The following is a 17,363-nucleotide window of genomic DNA, read 5'->3' on the forward strand; positions in this document are numbered from 1 at the left end:
GTAGGACGCCGCCGGACTCAACGTGAACAGAAAGGCCCACCCGAACATTCGGGTGGGCCTTTCTGCATTCCCCAGGCCCCAACCCAGTGTGTGAAGTTGAGGTGCGAATCCGACCACAACTTCACACACTGGACTGGGGGCTGATTTGTCAGGAGGGCAGGTTCAGCTGCCGCCAGTCGACGTACTTGAAGTTCGTGCTGGTGCGACCCTCGTCCGGCACGTTCTCGCCGTCGTGGAGGACCAGGAGACCCTTCGGGTAACCGGGTAGCGCCACAGCGGTGACCGCAGCACCGTCGGAGTGCTGGACACCATCGGTGCGCCGGCCGTCCACCACGGAGAAGATGGTCAGCGGGCGGTTGGTCCGACGGTCGTAGACGAGGAAGCGGCCGTCACCCTGGCTGGAAACGATCAGGTATCCGTCCCGCTTACCGGTCGGATAGATCGTGGCGCCCTCGACGTCAGCACGGATCCGCCCGCCGAAACCCGGGTCGTTGGCCGTGTCGAGCACACACTCCTCGGTCTCCGGGTCGTACCTGCCGGCGACGCCGAACTCAGCGACCTTCTCGACGATCCGCGGGACGCCGGCGAACGCGCCACCCCGCAGATTGATACGCCAGAGCGCCACGTCCTCCTGGGCGGCGTAGAGCACCCCGGCCGCGGCGTCCACGACCATGCCCTCGACCTGCGGATCCTCACCCGGCTCCAGGCAGGGCGTCCAGCTCGTGCCGTCCGGAAGCCGGAACTCCCGCGGGAGATCGAGCACGTCCGACGTACGATAGCCGACCTTGCCGTGTCGTTCTTCCAGCCGGAAGATGCCGAGACGCGTGGTGTGGCGGCGGCTGACCACCGCGTACCTGTCATAAAGGGCCAGACCGTAACCGGTTGCCTGCGCCTCGACCTCCGCCTGGTCCTTCGAGAAGAGCAGCGGAACGTCGGCGGCCGTGATGTCGGTCAGGCCGCGCGCCTCGATCTTGTAGATCCGGAGCTTGTCCAGTCCGCGATCGGTCACCACCGCGATGTCGACCTCGCGCTTGCCCAACTTGAAGCCGGCCAGGATGTCGACGTTGTTGAACCGCCCACCCTCCGGCGTGGCGATCGACTGGATCTCGCGGCCCGCCAGGTCGTACACCCGCAGTCCGCCGTTCTTGGCGGTCCCGATGACCAGGCTCCGTGCCTTGTCAGCCGTGTTGATCCAGATAGCTGGATCGTCCGCGTCCGCGTCACCCCCGGCCTGGTCGTCGAAGAGCGACGGCGTCTCCGCGGTAGCGGCGATCTCACGGGCGGGACGCTCCGCCGCATGCGCGGGCGAAGTGGCAAGCGTGGTCAGGGCGACTAAGGCGGCTAGGCCGGCAGTACGGTGCATAGATCGAAGCTAGCCCGGCATAGCGAACAGCCGGGTGGCCGAGGCTTTAACACCGCGCGCGCCGGCGCTCCACTCACGATGTGTACGGCACGTTCCCGGCGCGAGCCTCGTAGAACCGCCACTCCTGGCCCTGCTGCGACCCGTACGGCAAGCGGGCCACGTTCTTGACGTGTTCGCCCTGGTTGAATTCGTTGGGGCCGGGCCAGATGGACAGGCCCAGCCATCCAAGCTCGCCCTTGAACTCTTTGCTCGTGTAGTACGGCATGATGTTCCGGTTGTTGGTGAACGTCGCCTTGGAGATCAGGTAGAACTGGTCCCAGCCCGGCCCGCATGTCCGGACCTGATAGTCGGTCCCGCTGTCGTGGGAACCGTTGGTGGCAAGGCACAGGCCTGCCGCATGCCGGGGCCGGATCCGGTACGCGGCCTTGCCGTTGACCGTCGCCGGATCGATCAACCATTGTTTGTTCCAGGCCAGGTCACAGGTCCATTGCTGAACCCAGGTGCCGCTGGCCGTGCCGGCGCCGTCGACGTCCAGGCATTTCCGGGTGAACACGTTGTAGATCAGGTACGCCCGCCCGGATATCGGCGTGATGGTCTGGTCGGCCGCGGCAGCGGGCGTGGCACCCGTGACCACCGCAACCCCGACCGCGATCAGGCAGCTGATCACAACTGACGCGAGCCATTTCATGCTTCCCCCGCGGAACCAAAGGCATCGATGTAACGGCAGTCTAGGCGCGGGTGCGACCGGGCGTGACCCGCTGTGCGATTTGTGAAGCTCGCGCCTTTACGCGCTGCTGCGGCCTGCTTGGCTTACCCCCGCATTCGGTCACGGTCGGTGGGGGAGGATGCCGATGCGAGTCTGCCGAACGCTGGAACGGCCAGGCACCCGGCGCCGCCCGGAACACACAGAACTGCCCGTGAGCTGTACAAACCTCACTGCTGAGGTATCCCGGTGGGCTCCAAGGTCGCGCACCGGTACTCTGTCTGTTGCGGGCTGCTAGCTCAATGGCAGAGCTGAGGACTTTTAATCCTTAGGTTCAGGGTTCGAGTCCCTGGCGGCCCACTCAACCTCCAGGTCAGCGCCGGTTCGCCGGCGCTTTTCTGTGTCCGGGCCAGGATTCCTCACAGCAATCGCTCGGGAGGCGGCGTGGCGAAGCTGGTGACCGCTGACCGGCTCCTCCTGGTGGACGTCGTGGACCGCTGGTTCCATTTGCGGGAGCCCGTCTTCATCGAGGCCGGCCAGACGTATTGGATCGATCGCGGGACCAGTGAGCTGTGCGTGGATCGCGGTGCCGGCCGGGTGACCCGCCACCTCGGCGACATGTGCCGATAGCGCGCGCAGATCCCTGTCGCACGCCCGACATGAATGGTCATAGCCGGCCCATCGCGGCTCGAAGGAAACGGTCACGCCGAAGTGTCGCGTGGTCGCTGTACAACTGGGTCGGCGTGTTCAGCGCGGCCACGGCATCCCAGTAGGGGACGTCGTCGGCTCGGGTGCCGGCGGCACGCTCCCAACCGTCCAGGACGTGTGCCGGTGCGTCGTCGCCGTAACAGATGGCCACCTGTTTGCGCAGCTCACCCAGATCCACCCCGGGATTGCCGACACCGGCGGTCTTCCAGTCGATCAGGGCGCGGACCCGGCCGGCGGCGACCACCGTGTTGCCGGGCCACACGTCACCGTGCACGAAGATCGCCGGGGTGTTCGGCGCCTCCGTCGCCTGGATGCGTTCGTCGGCCTGCTCCAGCAGGGCGGTGGTGGGCATCCGGCCGGCCCGGCGGTCGCCGGCGAAGTCGTCGACGGCAATGGGCCGTGGGCGGATCGGGAGGTGCCGCTGCGGTTCGAGGCGGACGGTGTGCACCCTGGCGATCGCCGCACCTGCCGCCAGCAGCAGCTCGTAGGACGGTGCGGCCGGCCAGGTGCTCGTGCCGGGTATGACTGTCTCCAGGCTTACCGGCATCTCGGCAGGAAAGCCGGATGCGAGCAGGCGCGGGGCCGGCAGACAGTGCTTGTCTGCGACGGTGAGCGCCGCCGCGTTCGTCGAGATCTGTTCTGCTGAGACCCGGCTGCTCGGCGACCTGAGGATCACGGCGAACGTCGATCCGCCGGGCGTTGTCAGATCGATCCACCACGGGCTTTCGCCGCCGTGCAGAGCGCGGACGGCATGGATCACCACTCGACTGCTCAGGTGGGCCCGCAGCCAATCGGACAGAGACTCGGAAAGATCATTACCCGTCCCGCACCGGACGACTCTGTCTCAGGTCGGGTGTGGGGTCAAGCGCGCGCCAGTCGCCGCGGTGGTCCCAGGCGGTTGCCCAGGCCGAGTCCGTGCAGGTCATGCCGGCGGACCGGAGACGCGGCAGGTGGCGGCGCCGGGTCAGTCGCCGGAGCTGAAGCCGGGGTGGATCCGGGTGATCAGCGCCGGGTCCCGGGTGCCGCGGTCGAAGGCCTCGGCGGCCACCGGATCCTTCAGCGGGTCGGGCCGGTTCCGTGGGTTGCCGGTGGCGGCCCGGACCAGCCCGCCGTGCACCCGATCGTGTGCCAGCGCGGCGTCGTCCCGGGAGAGGCCGAAATCGCGGGCCAGCCGGCCCAGGATCCGTTGTTCCGGCATGCCGTCGAGTGTGGCTAGCAACACTGCTTCGACCAGCTGCTCGACGGTGACCGGCGGCGGCAGCGGGATGGCGAGGTCGTCCGTCCACTCGGGCATCGGCGGATGGTATCGCCACGCCCGGCGGGCGCGCTGCGGCCCCGGGCGTGGCGGGGGCTCGCGGTGACTCTCGAGAGCCGTGCGATTACTCGTACCAGAAGGCGAATCACTCACCCGGCGGGTGTATTCGCTGGTCATGGGCAGCCTGACGTGCCAGGGTCTAAGGGGTCGCACGGGGCGGCCGGTCCAGATCGGAGTTTGTTGGTGTCCGTTTACGACCCTGAGCAGCTGGCGGCGGGATACCGCTCGATGAGCTTGCTCGCGGGCCTGGTGGAACGCGGTGGGCGGCCGGCGGCGGTCAGCCCGACGATTCCGCTGCAGGCCGGCGAGAGGCAGTACGGGTGGTTTCCGGTGTACGTGGCCGGGGTCGGGCGGCGGCTTGCGGTGATCACCAGCCGGCGGCTGGTCCTCGGTGACGCCGAGTACGCGCTGCGGTCGGTGGTGGCGCTGTGGCCCCGGCCGGAGGAGTGGACGCTGGTCCTGGACGTGCACGGCACCGAGTCGGTGACGATGCGCGGGCCGTGGGTGCCGTGGCTCGGTGTGGTGATCTGCGCGGAACTTTACGGCGCGGCCTGGCCGTCGAGCATGACTGCCGGCGCCATCCCGGCACCGCGGCGGAGGACCCGGGAACTGACGCTTCAGTAGACCCAGACGCGGGTCTTGACCGGGAGCGCGTCGTTCTTCCACATCCAATTCATCGCGGAGATCGAGACCCGCGCGCAGCCGTGCGACGCCGGGTAGGGCGGCACGCTGGGCGCGCCGTGCACCGCGATGCCGCCGTTGAAGTATTTCGGGCGCCAGAGCAGGCCGAGCGGGGCGTTGCGCCAGCCGTCGATCTGGCGGCTCACCCGGAACTTGCCGCGGGGCGTGTCCGCCAGGTAGGTCTCGCCCTCCTGCTCGTAGTACTCCATCGAGCCGGTCGACGTGTTGAAGATCTGACTGATCCGGCCGTCATCGACCAGGAGCAGCAACTGGCGTTTCAGGTCGATCTCGACGATGCGGCCGCTGGTGGATCTCGCTTTCGGGCGCACGCCGGCGTCCAGCGCTTTCCACGTCTTCGACCCGACCGTGCCGTCGCGGCCCAGACCGGCGGCTTTCTGCAGGGCGAACACGGCCTGCTGCGTGGTCGAACCGAACTTGCCGTCGGCCTTGCCGTTCCAGTACCCGAGCTCGGTGAGCCTGTTCTGCAGCTCCACGACGGCGGCGCCCTTGGCGCCGGACTTCAGCTTTTTCGGCCTCGGCGCGGCGGTCGCGGTGGGCGGCGCGGAGGGGGTCGCGCCGGGCGACGACGGTTCGGCCGGTGCGCTGGGCGCGCTCGGCGACGGCGAGGGGGGTACGGGTGGCGCGGGGCCGTTCGCAGTCGGCTCACCGGAGTCGCACCCGGCGGCCAGCGTCAGTGCCGTCACTGCGGTGACGGTCATCGCCACGACTCTCCGCACGGATCCTCCCCTCGCTGGTGGTCGGGTCATTGTAGAGACCCCTTCACAATGGCCCCGGCGCCTTTGTTGATCAATCACTCGCCGGTGGTGGCCTGCCGGGGCCATTGCGCATAAAGAGCCGAGTACCCTTTGGCTATGTCATGGAGGGCCAGCGCACGGCACGGCGTGCGGGAGGCGCCCGGCGGGTTCGCGCTCGTTCAGGAGCTGCTGAACACGCGCGCCACGATGTCGTACGGGCCGGACCTGCTCGGCACCGCCGAGGACGCCCAGTGGTGGGTGACCGAGACCCTCGGGACCTGGTCCCGGGTCTCCGGGCTGCCCGGGCCGACGCTGCTGCTCTCCGCGACCGATCTGCGCTCGATGCGCCGGCTGCGTGCCGCCTTCGAGAACGTGGTGCTTGCCGGGGCGAGACCGGAGCCGGACGGCACTCTGCCGCCCGCCGACGTGCAGGTGAGTCTGGTGCCGGACGCGGACGGCTGGGTCCGGGTGGTGCCGACCGGGCGGGGTACCCGCTGGCTGGCCTCCGCGCTGTGGGCCGAGGCGCTGCTCGCCCAGCAGGCGGGGCTCTGGCCGCGGCTCAAGCTGTGTCACAACACCGCCTGCCGGGCGGCCTTCTTCGACACCTCGCGGAACAACAGCGGTGTCTGGCACGACGTCAGCACCTGCGGGAACACGGCGAACCTGCGGGCGTTCCGGGAGCGCCGGCGGTTGCTCGGCCACACCGGCGAGCAGCAGGCCGGCGGGGCGGCACCGGCTCCGTCGCCCGAGCGGCGCTGATCCGGCCGGATTTCGGCTCTGCCGAGCGTTCACCTGGTTGGATGGCCACCCGGCTGGAACTGGACGGCCTCCCCGGACGACTATGGGGACATGGCATGTGAGCGGTGGCGCGAGATGCTCTCCGCGCAGTTGGACGGCGAGGACGACCCGGGCTTGCGGCCGTTGGTCGACGAGCACCTGGCCGGGTGCGCCGGCTGCCGGGACTGGCTGGACCGGGCGGCGACGGTCAACCGGCTGACGCGCACCGGGCCGGCCGCGATGGTGCCGGACCTGAGCGCGGCGATCCTGGCCGCGCTGCCCCCGATGGAGGTGCCGCCGGCCCCGGTCACACCGCTGGTGGGGCAGCCGCGGCGGTGGCGGATCCCGGTGGCGACGGTGCTGTACGTCGCGCTGGCAGTGGTCGGCACGGTCCAGCTCATTCTGGGCCTGACCCAGGTGGGCGGCGGGGTGAGCGCCGGGCACGAGCACGGTGGGCTGAACGCGACGCCCGGGCACCTCTGGCACGAGTCGGCCGCCTGGAACGTGGCGGTGGGCGCCGGTTACCTCTTCATCGCGCTGCGCCGGACCCGGCCGACCGGTCTGGTGCCGATGCTCACCGCTTTCGTCGCGATGCTGCTGCTGCTCTCGGTGAACGACCTCACCGGGGGCCGGGTGGATGTCGCCCGGCTGGTCGGCCACGGTTTCGTGATCGCCGGGTACGTGCTGGTGCTGGCGTTGTCGCGGGGGGCCGGCGGAGCCGCCCGGCCACCGGGTGACCGGATCGGGACCGGATGGCGGGCCCGCTTCGACACGGCACCCGAGGGAGCCGAGGAGGAGGTGGCGGCTGCCCCCCGGCCGGGACTGCGGTTGCTGCCGCCGCCGTCCGGACCGCTGACCGCTTCAGGTGCGCTGACCGCTTCGGAGGACGGCCGTCGCGCGGCCTAGGAGCAGCGGCTTGATCAGCGGCCCGAGCGGGTGGACCAGGGCGGACCGAAGCAGGGCGGGCTGATCAGCGGGCCGGTGGTCGGACCGAGAGCTCGCGCCACTCGTCGGAGCCGGCCAGCAGGGCGCGGACCATGTCGAGGGCGGCGTCCTCACTGTCGTACTCGAAGAAGTGCGAAACGCCGTCGGAGCCTCCGGCGCGCTGCTCCACATACCACTGGTCGCCGCTTGTCCGAAGGTAGACATCCTTCCGGGCGAGGCGTCCCCACTTGCCGTTCCACCAGTGCTTTCGCTGCTCCATCCCGGCACTGTATCGAACAAATGTTCGAACAGCGCCGGGAGGGCGGATCTTTTTCGGTACGTGTCAGCGCGGTTGCTGCGGGTCGCGGCCGAGCACCTCGTCGAGGGCGCTGTTGGAGACCTGGTGACCCTGGCCGCGCAGCATCGCGTCGCGGATCTCGGTGAGCAGCTTGACCTCCTCGCTGGGGGCCTTCGGCGGCGGCTCCTCGCCGCTGCGGCGGCGCTCGGCCAGCCTGTTCAGCGGGAAGACCACCAGGAAGTAGAGGACCGCGGCGGTCAACGCGAAGGTGATGAGCGCGTTGATGAACGAGGCGTAGTCGAACTCCACCCCGTCGACGGTGAAGATGCCCTTCTTGAGGCCGGTGCCGCCGCTGATCAGCTGGATCAGCGGCTTCAGGAAGGCGTTGGTGAAGCTGGTCACCACGGTGGTGAACGCGGCACCGATGACGACGCCGACCGCGAGGTCGACGACGTTGCCGCGCATGATGAAGTCTTTGAATCCTTGGAGCATCTTGCTCACGGGCACTCCCGGGGGCCGATTGTCGTCCGGCAACGGGTGCCCGCCGCCGGTCGGCGACAAACTACGCCGACCGGTCGGACCGAAAGATATCGAGACTGGGCGTGTTGGAAGATCAGTCGAGCGCGGGCTCGTCGGCCGCGACCGCCTCGTCCACCGTCGGGTACGTGTGGAGCACCTCGACCAGACCGCTCACCTCGAGGATGCGGAGCACGCCACGCTGTGGGGCGGCCAGCCGCACGGTCCCGCCGGCGTCGTCGGTGCTGTTCTTCGCGCGGACGAAGACCGACAGGCCGGTCGAGTCGCAGAACGACACCTCGGCGAGGTCGAAGACCAGCTGCGTGCGACCCTTCTCCAGCAGGTCGCTGATCTGGTCCTGCAGCTGAGGTGCGGTCGCCATGTCGAGCTCGCCGGCGACCGACACGACCACCACGTCGCCACGTTGTTCCGTTTGTACCGTCAGGGACATTCGACCGACCTCCAGTTATTGCTGAACGGTACTCCAAGTACCGGGGGATGCGCAGAACAGGACGAAGCTTGACCTGTGTCCGTTAGTTGGTCTACAGCAAGTAACGAACCCCCTGATGGTAAAGTCCGGCCGTTGCGCACGGAGCGTGTGGTGGGGGAGGCAGCGATGGCGCTGAGTTCGGACGAGGCGAGTCGCTTCGCCGACCTGTTGAAGCGTCATGCGGAGCCACTAACGGCCCGGTGGGCGGAGCTGGTCGCGAGCGGCCTGAAGGGCCGGCTCAGCGGCGCCGAGCTTCAGCGGCAGACGGCCGACCTGCAGAAGAGTTTCCAGCAGGCGCTCGCCGCCGGTGCGGTGGAGCTGACCGACGAGTCGGCGGCCGAGTTACGCGCCCAGCTGACCGAGTTGTCCAGCAACCGGGCCCGGCAGGGTTTCTCGGCGACCGAGACGGCGATCAGCGTCTACACGCTCAAGGACGCGATGCTGGAGTTGGTCGGTGACCAGACCGACGCCGCGGCCCTGCGGGACTACGTGGCGTTCTCGGCGTTCGTGGACCGGGCGGCACTGTTCACCTTCGAGGCCTATGTGCAGGTGCGCGAGTCGCTCATCGTCGACCAGGCGGAGCAGTTGCTCGAGCTCTCCACCCCGGTGGTGAAGCTGTGGGACGGCGTGGTGGCCGTGCCGCTGGTGGGGACGCTGGACTCGGCCCGGGCCCAGGTGGTGATGGAGCGGCTCCTGCAGACGCTGGTGGACACCGGCTCGCCGTACGCGATCATCGACATCACCGGCGTGCCGGCGGTCGACACCCAGGTGGCCCAGCACATCCTGAAGACCGTGGTGGCCGCCCGGCTGATGGGCGCCGACTGCATCATCTCCGGCATCCGCCCGCAGATCGCGCAGACCATCGTCGCCCTCGGCATCGAGTTCGGCGACATCGCTACGAAGTCGTCGCTGGCCGACGCGCTGCGGCACGTCATCGGCAAGACCCGGCAACAGCAGCGGGCGGGCACGACGAAGCGCGCGGAGCGCTGAGGTGGAGCGGGTCCCGGTCCTGAAGATCGGTGGCATCCTCCTGGTGTCGATCCAGATCGACATGGAGGACCAGGTCGCCCTCCAACTGCAGGAGGACCTGGCCGACCGCATCGTGGCGACCGGCTGCCACGGTGTGATCATCGACATCAGCGCGTTGGACATCGTCGACTCGTTCGTCGGCCGCACGCTGGCCACCATCGCCTCGGTCTCCCGGGTGCTGGACGCTGAGACCGTCGTGGTCGGGATGCGCCCGGCAGTGGCGATCACCCTGGTCGAGCTGGGGCTGTCCCTGCCCGGCATTCGTACGGCCCTCAACGTCGAGCTCGGCATCGAGCTGCTCGCCCGCAGCCGCGAGGACGACCTGGAGCTGGACGAGGACGAGGACGATGCCGACTCGGCAGCGGTAACCACGCCGTGAGCGGGGAGAGCCAGCAGATTCCGGTGGTCACCGACCAGGACGTCGTCCGGGTGCGGCAGCTGGTGCGTACCGTCTCGGTGGCGGTGAAGCTGTCGCTGGTCGACCAGACCAAGCTGGTCACCGCGGCGAGCGAGCTGGCTCGCAACACGCTGGTCTACGGCGGGGGTGGCACCGTCGAGGTGACCCGGGTGCAGAACGAGCGCAGAAACGGCATCCGGATCGTTTTCGCCGACCAGGGTCCGGGTATCGCCGATCTTGAACTGGCTCTCACCGACGGCTATACCACCGGCGGCGGACTCGGTCTGGGTCTCAGCGGTGCACGCCGTCTGGTCGACGAGTTCCAGATCGAGACCGAGTCCGGTAAGGGCACCACGATTACCGTTGTCAAGTGGTGCCGATGAGCGGAGGCACGGTGGCGTCGCTACCCGAAGGGCTCCTGGACGGAGGGGCCTGGTTCCGGGTGGAGGCCGCCGGGACGGCGGCCACCGTCCGCCGCGCCGCCGAGCGCCTCGCGACCGAGCTCGGAATGCCGGAGAAGGTCGTCGCGGATCTGTCGATAGTGACGGCCGAGGCGGCCGGGAACCTCGTCAAGCACGCCGAGCAGGGCGTCATGCTGGTCCGCACGGTCCGCACCGCGGAGCAGGCCGGGGTCGAGCTGATCGCGATCGACAGCGGGCCCGGCATGGAAGACGTCTCCCGGGCGATCGGTGACGGGCACTCCACCGCCGGGACCCTGGGCATCGGCCTGGGCGCGATCCTGCGCCAGGCCAGCCGGTGGGACCTGCACTCGATCCCGGGCAAGGGCACCGTCCTGGCCGTGCAGATGTGGCCGTCGGAAGCACCGGAGCGCTCCTGGGCGGCCGGAGTGACCCGGCCGATGCCCGGTGAGACCGCGAGCGGCGACGCGTACGCGATCCGCGACGTCGACGACCGCCGGCAGGTCCTGGTCTGTGACGGCCTGGGGCACGGCGGCCTGGCCGCCGCCGCCTCGATCGAGGCGGTGCGCGCGTTCCGGAAGACACCGGCCGCCCCACCCGCCGTGGTGGTGGAGGCGCTGCACCGCGCGCTCGGGCACACCCGTGGCGCCGCGCTCGCGGTCGCCGAACTGGACCGGGCCGCCGGCCTGGTCCGCTACGCCGGCCTCGGCAACATCAGCGGAACGGTGTTCGGGCCGGACGGCAACCGGCGCGGCATGGTCTCGATGCCCGGCATCGCCGGCCACCAGCGACGGCAGATCCGCGAGTACGACTACCCGCTCACCCACGACTCGGTCGTGATGATGCACACCGACGGTGTGGTGGACCGCTGGCGCCCGGCGGACTACCCCGGCCTGTTCAGCCACTCGCTCGAAGTGATCGCGGCCACAGTTCTGCGGGACGCGGGTACCCGCCGGGACGACGCCGGCGTTCTGGTGGCCCGGTGGTCATGACGCCGAAGCCCGAGCCGCTGATGCGCATGCGCCTGCGCGTGGAGCAGGACATCTTCGTGGTCCGGCAGCTCGGCCGGGAGGTGGCCCGTGCCGTCGGCCTGGAGATCCAGGATCAGACCCGGATGGCCACCGCGCTCAGTGAGGTGGGGCGCGTGCTGCTCGCCGCGGGCCCGGATGCCGACGTAGCGTTCACCGTCGTGTCCTACGGGGTACCAAGTCTGCAGGTGGCGATGGCGCATCCCGCGCCCGGCGAGGCGTCCCGGCTGGCTGAGCAGTTGCAGCAGGTCGGCCGTCTGGTCGACACGATGGAGGTCGACGATGGTGGTTCCGGAACGGTCGTCCGGATTGCTCGGCGGTTGCCGCCGGGCTCGCCCGCTCTGACTCCGGGCCGTATGGACGAGATCCGTGCCGGACTGGCCGGCCATGTGCCCGGTAGTCCCCTGGACGAGTTGGCAGTGCAGAACCAGCAGCTCATCGCGGCGCTCGACGAGGTGCGTGCGCAGCGCGACGACCTCGCCCGGCTCAACGCCGAGCTGGAGGAGACCAACCGCGGCGTGATGGCGCTCTACCACCAGCTCTCCGAAGAGCTGGAGGAGACCAACCGCGGCGTGGTCGCGCTCTACGCCGAGCTCGACGAGAAGTCGGTGCAGCTGCGCGCCGCCAGCGAGGCGAAGAGCCGGTTCCTGGCCAACGTCAGCCACGAGCTGCGGGCGCCGGTCACCGCGATCATCGGGTTGGGGCGGTTGCTGACCGACCCCGGCTCGGAGGCGCTCACCGACGAGCAGAGCCGGCAGGTGGAGCTGATCCGCAGCTCGGCGACCGACCTGCTGACCCTGGTGAACGGCCTGCTCGACCTGGCCAAGGCGGAGGCCGGACGGATCGAGCCGAACTGGTCCGATGTGGACCTGAAGGCGATGTTCGGTCAGCTGCGCGGCACGCTGCGGCCGCTGGCGACCCGGCCGGAGGTCGACTTCATCATCGATGAGCCGGCCGTCGCCGTGATCCGGTCCGACGAGGTGCTGCTCGCCCAGGTGCTGCGCAACCTGCTGACCAACGCGCTCAAGTTCACCGAGACCGGAGCGGTGCGCCTGAGCGCGCGCCCCATCGGCGACGAGGTGGCGTTCGTGGTCACCGACACCGGCACGGGCATCCCGCCGGAGCTGCACGAGCGGATCTTCGAGGAGTTCTACCAGGTTCCCGGGAGCAAGCCGGTGAGCGGCAAGGGCACCGGCCTGGGCCTGCCCTACGCGCGTCGTCTGGCCGGCATCCTCGGCGGTGGCCTGCGGGTCGACTCCGCCCCGGGCGTGGGCAGTACCTTCACCGTGCAGATCCCGGTCTCAGCGTCATGACCGAGCCTTCCCGGAGCGGGAAGCTCGTCGAAGCGCCGGCGAAAGCCACCATCCTGATCGTCGACGACAGCGCCACCAAACGTTACCTGCTGGTCAGCTGGCTGACCCGGGCCGGTTTCACGGTCCTGGAGGCGGAGACCGGCGGCGAGGCGCTGAGCCGCCTGCTGGAGGCCGACGCCGACCTGGTCGTGCTGGACGTGAAGCTGCCGGACATGAGCGGCTTCGAGGTCTGCGAACGGATCAAGACCGATCCGCGGTACGGCGTGCTACCGGTCATCCACGTCTCCGCGCACGCCGTGGACGTGAACGACCGGGCCCAGGGACTGAACCGCGGCGCCGACGCCTATCTGGTCGAGCCGATCGAGCCGGACGAGCTGATCGCGACCGCCCAGGCGGTGCTGCGTTATTACCGGGCCCGGCAGCGGGCCGAGCTGTTCGCCGAGCGGATGATCCGGCTGGCCGAGACCACGCTGGCGATCAACTCGGCGTCCACCCTGCCCGCGCTGCTCGGTGTGGCCGCCGAAGGCGCTCAGGACATCTTCGGCGGTCCAGTCGTGGTGGTGGCGGAGACCTCCGAGGGGGAGAGCCTGGCCGCGGTCGGCAAACCCGCTTCGGTACGCCGATGGGCGGTCCCGAGCCACCGGGTGGCGGTCGGCTCCCTGGTGCGCACCGACGACGCCGCGGACTGGGACGTCGTCGAGTGGCCGGAGGGCGAGACGGCCGCGGTCGCGGCTGCCCGGCTCCGGGCCGACCGGCCCCCGGTTTATGTGGCCGTGCCCGGCAGCTCCCAGACCCCCGGGTTCCCGGTGCTGCGACAGCTCTCCCAGGCGGTCGCCGCCGCGGTGGAGGCGCAGCGGTCGTTCGACGAGGAGCACCGGATCGCGGTCACGCTCCAGCGCAGCCTGCTGCAGTCCCGGCTGCCCGACGTGCCCGGCGTCGAGCGGGCCGTGCTGTACGAGCCGGCCGGCTCGCAGACCGAGGTGGGCGGCGACTTCTACGAGTTGACCGTGCTCGACGGGCAGCTGCTGGTGGCCATCGGGGACGTGGCGGGGCACTCCCTGCACGCCGCCACGGTGATGGCCGAGCTGCGGCACGCGGTCCGGGCGTACGCGGTCGAGGGCCACCCGCCCGGCGCCGTGCTGGAGCTGGTCAACCGCTTCATGCGGACCGTCCTGCCGGCCGACTCCGCCACCCTCTGCCTGCTCACCCTCGACCCGGCCACCGGGCACATCCGGATGGCCGGCGCCGGGCACCTGCCGCCGCTGGTGCACATCGACGGCGAGGTGCATTTCCTGGATCCGCGCGGCCCGCTGCTCGGCATCGACGCGCCGCGCCGCAAGGAGCTGGAGTACACCCTGCCCCCGGGCGCCACGCTGGTGCTCTACACCGACGGCCTGATCGAGCGCCGCGACGCGGACATCGACGAGGGTCTGGCCGCGCTCGCGGTCTGCGCCGGCGAGGTCGAGGCGGACCTCGACGTGTTCTGCCGCCGCCTGCTCACCCAGCTGGCCGGCCCGGGCGAGCAGGCCGACGACATCGCCGTGGTCGCCCTGCGCCGCACCGCCTGACCGCTCACGCGTCCCGGGTCAATCGGCACGCTTGCGCCAGCCCTTCAGCCACCCCGGGCGGCGGCCTGCCGGTTCGGCTGCCGTCCCGCCGCGCGCCACGGCGGCGTCGACCGGATGCGCCGGCAGCCGGTACCGGTAGAGGACCGCCGACTCCTCGCGGACCAGGGTGGCGACGTCGTGCCGATCGGACACGAGATGGAAGCCGTACGGCGAGGCCGGGATCTGGAGCGGTTCCTGATCGCCGGCCGGCCGGTGCGGGCCGCATTCGATCCAGGTGACCCGGGCCCGGTCGAGGAGCCTCTCCCACTCGGCGCCGGAGGTGGTCGCCTCGTGCAGTGCGACGCTCGACAGAAATATGCAGTGCAGGCTGAGGACGTCGACGCCCCGGGCCTGGAGCGCGATTGCCGTGCGCTCGCCCGCGTTCAGCAGTCCCTCGACCGTCCGGGCGTGATCGAAGAGTTCGGCGGGGATCTTGGGCAGGTGGTTCTCGGCCAGCTCGCCGGCGGGCCGCAGCACGCCGTGCCGGTGCAACGGATCGGTCGCCGTGACCACCTCGACGACCGCACGCACCGGCCGCCCGGTCAGGGCGTCGGCGGAGACCGTGGCCAGCAGCCGGTCCAGGCTCGAGGCCAGTGCCCGATGGTCCCGGCCGACCTTGCGGGCGCCGGGCTCCTCGTCGGGAACCACCACGAAGTACACCAGCGCCACCGCATCGGTGCTCCTGCTGAGCCGGTCGACCGCGTCGGCGTCCGTGGGCGCCGGACCGCGGAGGCGAGTCAGCGCCGGCCGGCTGTCGACCAGGACCATGTCGTCCCCCGGGTGGAAGACGGGTGTCCGCGGCCGCGGAGGGGGCGGTGCCACCGGGAGCGCGGAAGTCGGCGGTGGTGCCGGCGCGGTCGCCCGGCCCTGCGGCGGCGAGGGCTGCGGAGCAGGCGGAGTCGGTGGAGCAGGCGGACTTGGCTGAGCCGCGGCCGGCGGTTCCGGCCGTACGACAGTGATTTCTTCCCTGCTGATCAGACCCTCCCGGACGAGCCGGTCGACCTCGGCGTGGAAGACCGACTCACCGACGGCCCGGTCCGGGCGCTGCTCGTGATAGGCCATGCCCTTCGCCGCTACGTCGGCGATCGCCTCGACGGTGACCAGGTCGATGCCGCCGTGGCGCGGGTCCCGGCGGACCCGGCGGCCGTAGTTCAGCGAGTTGAAGCGGCCCAGCGCCTCATCGGCGCTCAGCCGGTCCAGCACCCACCGGACGTCCTCCTCGGCCTCCCCGACGGTGACCGTGACGAGGATGCCGCGCGGCGCGAGGAAATGCCCGTCCGGCGTGGCGGCCCGGATCAGCGAGGTCAGCAGGGCGCGCCGCCAGTCGGCCACGGACGGGAACCGGACGGGCGACGGGCCGTGGGCGACCGTCACCACGTCGTAGAGTGCCGCGTCGCTCTCGATCCGGTCGCGGACCGACCGGGCCAGGTCCTCGGCCGGTGCCGGCAGCGGTGCGGCGGGCACGATGAGAAGCAGCAGCCCGGCCCAGTCGGCGTCGTCGCCCCAGGAGGGCGCGAAGTCGGGTGCCGCGCTCATGGCTGCGAACCCCCACCGGGCTGGACGTTGCCGCCGACCTGGGGATGGCCGACACCGGGCGGATTCTGCGGGCTTCTGGCCTGCGGCAGGTTGTAGGGACCGGGCTGCCCGGTGACCTGCGGCGGGTGCGGGGTCCCGACCGGCCGGCCCGGCAGCGGTTGCTGCTGCTGGGCGAAGGCGGCCGTGGATCGCCGTACCTCCGCGCCCCACTGGTCGACCGCCACCATGGCGATCTCGGTGACCACCTCCTCCACCCTTGCCTGGACCTTTTTCGCCACCCTCATCTCGGAGTCGATCGCCTGCTGGTCGAGCTCCGCCTGTTTGGCCTGTTCCCGGCCGGCCTTCGCCGCGGCCAGCTTCAGCACACGATCGTCGTCGAGTTTCTCGGCCCGTTCGTACACCGTGGTGGGACCGGCGGCGCTGAGCGTCTTGATCGCGACCGGCAGCAGCTCGACCATGAACAACAGCGCCGCCAGGAGCAGGTGCGCCAACCGCGCCATCTCGCTCTGGTCACCCAGGTGGCCGAGGGCCACGAGCTGGGCCAGCAGGCCGTCCGAGCGCTTCGCCTGCGCCGCGTCGTTGAGCGCCTGCAACTGCTGCTGCAGCGCGTCCCGCTGCGGCCGCAGGAGGGCGAGTTGCTTCTCGGCGTCGGTCTGCGCGGTAGCCAGCGCCTCCTCGGCGTCCTCGGTGTTCTGCCGTTCGGCCCCGGACAGCGCCCGCTGCTTGGAGTTGACCAGCCGCAGCGCTCGCTGCGCCTCGGCCTTGCGGGTCTGGTACTCCTTCTGCAGGGCCTGGGCGAGCGGCCCGTTGCCGTTCTTCTTGCTGGTGCCCTCGCAGCCGACGCCGTAGAGCTCGCACTGCCACTTGCGGTACGCGGTTTCGGTCTCCTTCTGCTTGGCGTCGTACGCGGCCTTGGCCGTGGCGTGCTCCTGCTGTGTCTGCGTGAGGGCCGGCGCGGTGTACGAGTAGTTGCCCGCGACGATCTCCTCGTACCGCTTGACCTCGGCCTCTTTGCTGTCGAGCAGGCCCTTGAGGTCGCCGGACGCCAGCTCCTGCGCGGCGGCGTTGGCGGCCACGATCTGGTCCTGGGTCATCTGCGTCGCGATCTCGTCACTGAAGATCCGCAGGGTGAGTGGGGTGGAGATCACCGCGCCGAGCAGCGCCGCCATCAGGAGCCGGGGCACGATCATCAGGAACATCCGCCACCTGCTGCCCTTGGGCTTCAGGTTGATGATGAGCGCCCGGTCGATGGTGATGATGACGATGCCCCAGAACAGGCCGACGAGCAACGCGATCGCGGGATGCGCCTTCAGCCCGTCGGTCATGGCGAACGTCATCGAGGCCACCGCGAGGGAGGCGGTGGCGAGCAGGACGAGCGCCATCGCGATGTATTCACGGCGCGCTTTGGGCGCCAGGCGCAGCACTTCGGTATCCGCGCCGCCGAGCCGGCACAGCAGCGTGCCGGTGGCGTGTCGGTCGAGATCAGGCATGTCGGATTCCTCTG

General features: G+C 70.3%; 20 protein-coding genes and 1 tRNA gene. 11 read left to right on the plus strand and 10 right to left on the minus strand.

Features of this window, described 5'->3' with window-relative positions; all coding sequences use genetic code 11:
- Positions 1-148: 148 nt before the first annotated feature.
- The gene (locus AC0NH5_RS40200) at positions 149-1,363 is read right to left on the minus strand and encodes a phytase (protein WP_474413207.1); all 1,215 of its coding nucleotides are present in this window, start codon (positions 1,361-1,363) and stop codon (positions 149-151) included.
- 73 nt (positions 1,364-1,436) lie between these two features.
- Positions 1,437-2,051 carry an RICIN domain-containing protein gene (locus AC0NH5_RS40205; RefSeq protein WP_474413209.1) on the minus strand — a complete coding sequence of 205 codons (615 nt, stop codon included), beginning with the start codon at positions 2,049-2,051 and terminating at the stop codon, positions 1,437-1,439.
- A 303-nt stretch (positions 2,052-2,354) separates the two neighbouring features.
- Between AC0NH5_RS40205 and AC0NH5_RS40210 the strand changes: the two genes are divergently transcribed.
- Positions 2,355-2,426: transfer RNA gene (locus AC0NH5_RS40210), tRNA-Lys, on the plus strand.
- A gap of 84 nt (positions 2,427-2,510) precedes the next feature.
- Positions 2,511-2,696 carry a hypothetical protein gene (locus AC0NH5_RS40215; RefSeq protein ID WP_474413211.1) on the plus strand — a complete coding sequence of 62 codons (186 nt, stop codon included), beginning with the start codon at positions 2,511-2,513 and terminating at the stop codon, positions 2,694-2,696.
- A gap of 37 nt (positions 2,697-2,733) precedes the next feature.
- Here the strand turns inward: AC0NH5_RS40215 and AC0NH5_RS40220 are convergent, their stop codons facing one another.
- Both AC0NH5_RS40220 and AC0NH5_RS40225 read right to left on the minus strand, forming a co-directional pair.
- Positions 2,734-3,534, minus strand: coding sequence for a phosphotransferase family protein (locus AC0NH5_RS40220; protein ID WP_474413213.1), 801 nt, complete (start codon positions 3,532-3,534; stop codon positions 2,734-2,736).
- A gap of 204 nt (positions 3,535-3,738) precedes the next feature.
- Positions 3,739-4,068 carry a hypothetical protein gene (locus AC0NH5_RS40225; protein WP_474413215.1) on the minus strand — a complete coding sequence of 110 codons (330 nt, stop codon included), beginning with the start codon at positions 4,066-4,068 and terminating at the stop codon, positions 3,739-3,741.
- Positions 4,069-4,317: 249 nt separating this feature from the next.
- On the opposite strand from AC0NH5_RS40225, the gene AC0NH5_RS40230 reads away from it, so the two are divergent.
- Positions 4,318-4,713, plus strand: a complete 396-nt coding sequence (locus AC0NH5_RS40230) for a hypothetical protein (RefSeq protein WP_474413217.1) — start codon at positions 4,318-4,320, stop codon at positions 4,711-4,713.
- Here the strand turns inward: AC0NH5_RS40230 and AC0NH5_RS40235 are convergent.
- Positions 4,707-5,489, minus strand: coding sequence for a L,D-transpeptidase family protein (locus AC0NH5_RS40235; RefSeq protein ID WP_474413219.1), 783 nt, complete (start codon positions 5,487-5,489; stop codon positions 4,707-4,709). The two genes, AC0NH5_RS40230 and AC0NH5_RS40235, sit on opposite strands and share 7 nt — an antisense overlap.
- 153 nt (positions 5,490-5,642) lie before the next feature.
- Here AC0NH5_RS40235 and AC0NH5_RS40240 point away from each other — a divergent pair, with 153 nt between their 5' ends.
- Positions 5,643-6,284, plus strand: coding sequence for a CGNR zinc finger domain-containing protein (locus AC0NH5_RS40240; protein WP_474413221.1), 642 nt, complete (start codon positions 5,643-5,645; stop codon positions 6,282-6,284).
- A 90-nt stretch (positions 6,285-6,374) separates the two neighbouring features.
- Positions 6,375-7,208 (plus strand): zf-HC2 domain-containing protein, encoded by an 834-nt coding sequence (locus tag AC0NH5_RS40245; RefSeq protein WP_474413223.1) that lies wholly within the window; start codon positions 6,375-6,377, stop codon positions 7,206-7,208.
- Positions 7,209-7,272: 64 nt separating this feature from the next.
- Here AC0NH5_RS40245 and AC0NH5_RS40250 read toward each other — a convergent pair whose 3' ends face one another.
- The 3 genes from AC0NH5_RS40250 to AC0NH5_RS40260 form a co-directional block, all read right to left on the minus strand.
- The gene (locus tag AC0NH5_RS40250; RefSeq protein WP_474413225.1) at positions 7,273-7,506 is read right to left on the minus strand and encodes a hypothetical protein; all 234 of its coding nucleotides are present in this window, start codon (positions 7,504-7,506) and stop codon (positions 7,273-7,275) included.
- Positions 7,507-7,569: 63 nt separating this feature from the next.
- Positions 7,570-8,016, minus strand: coding sequence for a large conductance mechanosensitive channel protein MscL (gene mscL / locus AC0NH5_RS40255; protein WP_474413305.1), 447 nt, complete (start codon positions 8,014-8,016; stop codon positions 7,570-7,572).
- 121 nt (positions 8,017-8,137) lie between these two features.
- Entirely contained in the window at positions 8,138-8,491 is a 354-nt protein-coding gene (locus AC0NH5_RS40260; RefSeq protein ID WP_474413227.1) for an STAS domain-containing protein, read from the minus strand.
- Between the two features lie 165 nt (positions 8,492-8,656).
- On the opposite strand from AC0NH5_RS40260, the gene AC0NH5_RS40265 reads away from it, so the two are divergent.
- The 6 genes from AC0NH5_RS40265 to AC0NH5_RS40290 are packed head-to-tail and all read left to right on the plus strand — an operon-like array spanning position 8,657 to position 14,284.
- Positions 8,657-9,520: an STAS domain-containing protein gene (locus AC0NH5_RS40265; protein WP_474413307.1), complete on the plus strand. Its 864-nt coding sequence runs from the start codon at positions 8,657-8,659 to the stop codon at positions 9,518-9,520.
- Position 9,521: 1 nt separating this feature from the next.
- Positions 9,522-9,938 (plus strand): STAS domain-containing protein, encoded by a 417-nt coding sequence (locus tag AC0NH5_RS40270; RefSeq protein WP_474413229.1) that lies wholly within the window; start codon positions 9,522-9,524, stop codon positions 9,936-9,938.
- Positions 9,935-10,339: an ATP-binding protein gene (locus AC0NH5_RS40275; protein WP_474413231.1), complete on the plus strand. Its 405-nt coding sequence runs from the start codon at positions 9,935-9,937 to the stop codon at positions 10,337-10,339. Before AC0NH5_RS40270 ends, AC0NH5_RS40275 begins: the two co-directional genes overlap by 4 nt.
- Positions 10,336-11,367, plus strand: coding sequence for a SpoIIE family protein phosphatase (locus AC0NH5_RS40280; RefSeq protein ID WP_474413233.1), 1,032 nt, complete (start codon positions 10,336-10,338; stop codon positions 11,365-11,367). Before AC0NH5_RS40275 ends, AC0NH5_RS40280 begins: the two co-directional genes overlap by 4 nt.
- Complete coding sequence (locus AC0NH5_RS40285) at positions 11,364-12,716, plus strand: ATP-binding protein (RefSeq protein ID WP_474413235.1); 1,353 nt, start codon at positions 11,364-11,366, stop codon at positions 12,714-12,716. The genes AC0NH5_RS40280 and AC0NH5_RS40285 overlap by 4 nt, the downstream gene beginning before the upstream one ends.
- Positions 12,713-14,284, plus strand: a complete 1,572-nt coding sequence (locus tag AC0NH5_RS40290) for a SpoIIE family protein phosphatase (RefSeq protein ID WP_474413237.1) — start codon at positions 12,713-12,715, stop codon at positions 14,282-14,284. The genes AC0NH5_RS40285 and AC0NH5_RS40290 overlap by 4 nt, the downstream gene beginning before the upstream one ends.
- An 18-nt stretch (positions 14,285-14,302) precedes the next feature.
- Here the strand turns inward: AC0NH5_RS40290 and AC0NH5_RS40295 are convergent, their stop codons facing one another.
- Both AC0NH5_RS40295 and AC0NH5_RS40300 read right to left on the minus strand, forming a co-directional pair.
- A complete protein-coding gene (locus tag AC0NH5_RS40295) occupies positions 14,303-15,859 on the minus strand; it encodes a hypothetical protein (RefSeq protein WP_474413239.1) in 1,557 nt (518 codons plus the stop codon).
- Complete coding sequence (locus AC0NH5_RS40300; protein ID WP_474413241.1) at positions 15,856-17,349, minus strand: DUF4407 domain-containing protein; 1,494 nt, start codon at positions 17,347-17,349, stop codon at positions 15,856-15,858. The genes AC0NH5_RS40295 and AC0NH5_RS40300 overlap by 4 nt, the downstream gene beginning before the upstream one ends.
- Between the last annotated feature and the right edge of the window lie 14 nt (positions 17,350-17,363).

The sequence above is a fragment of the Actinoplanes sp. 13 genome (assembly GCF_056134165.1).

Bases quoted from the DNA above. Each gene is read 5' to 3' on its own strand.
- AC0NH5_RS40200 (WP_474413207.1), bottom strand. From the start codon at position 1,363: ATGCACCGTACTGCCGGCCTAGCCGCCTTAGTCGCCCTGACCACGCTT.
- AC0NH5_RS40205 (WP_474413209.1), bottom strand. From the start codon at position 2,051: ATGAAATGGCTCGCGTCAGTTGTGATCAGCTGCCTGATCGCGGTCGGG.
- AC0NH5_RS40225 (WP_474413215.1), bottom strand. From the start codon at position 4,068: ATGCCCGAGTGGACGGACGACCTCGCCATCCCGCTGCCGCCGCCGGTC.
- AC0NH5_RS40230 (WP_474413217.1), top strand. From the start codon at position 4,318: ATGAGCTTGCTCGCGGGCCTGGTGGAACGCGGTGGGCGGCCGGCGGCG.
- AC0NH5_RS40235 (WP_474413219.1), bottom strand. From the start codon at position 5,489: ATGACCGTCACCGCAGTGACGGCACTGACGCTGGCCGCCGGGTGCGAC.
- AC0NH5_RS40240 (WP_474413221.1), top strand. From the start codon at position 5,643: ATGTCATGGAGGGCCAGCGCACGGCACGGCGTGCGGGAGGCGCCCGGC.
- AC0NH5_RS40245 (WP_474413223.1), top strand. From the start codon at position 6,375: ATGGCATGTGAGCGGTGGCGCGAGATGCTCTCCGCGCAGTTGGACGGC.
- AC0NH5_RS40250 (WP_474413225.1), bottom strand. From the start codon at position 7,506: ATGGAGCAGCGAAAGCACTGGTGGAACGGCAAGTGGGGACGCCTCGCC.
- mscL (WP_474413305.1), bottom strand. From the start codon at position 8,016: ATGCTCCAAGGATTCAAAGACTTCATCATGCGCGGCAACGTCGTCGAC.
- AC0NH5_RS40260 (WP_474413227.1), bottom strand. From the start codon at position 8,491: ATGTCCCTGACGGTACAAACGGAACAACGTGGCGACGTGGTGGTCGTG.
- AC0NH5_RS40265 (WP_474413307.1), top strand. From the start codon at position 8,657: ATGGCGCTGAGTTCGGACGAGGCGAGTCGCTTCGCCGACCTGTTGAAG.
- AC0NH5_RS40280 (WP_474413233.1), top strand. From the start codon at position 10,336: ATGAGCGGAGGCACGGTGGCGTCGCTACCCGAAGGGCTCCTGGACGGA.
- AC0NH5_RS40285 (WP_474413235.1), top strand. From the start codon at position 11,364: ATGACGCCGAAGCCCGAGCCGCTGATGCGCATGCGCCTGCGCGTGGAG.
- AC0NH5_RS40290 (WP_474413237.1), top strand. From the start codon at position 12,713: ATGACCGAGCCTTCCCGGAGCGGGAAGCTCGTCGAAGCGCCGGCGAAA.
- AC0NH5_RS40295 (WP_474413239.1), bottom strand. From the start codon at position 15,859: ATGAGCGCGGCACCCGACTTCGCGCCCTCCTGGGGCGACGACGCCGAC.
- AC0NH5_RS40300 (WP_474413241.1), bottom strand. From the start codon at position 17,349: ATGCCTGATCTCGACCGACACGCCACCGGCACGCTGCTGTGCCGGCTC.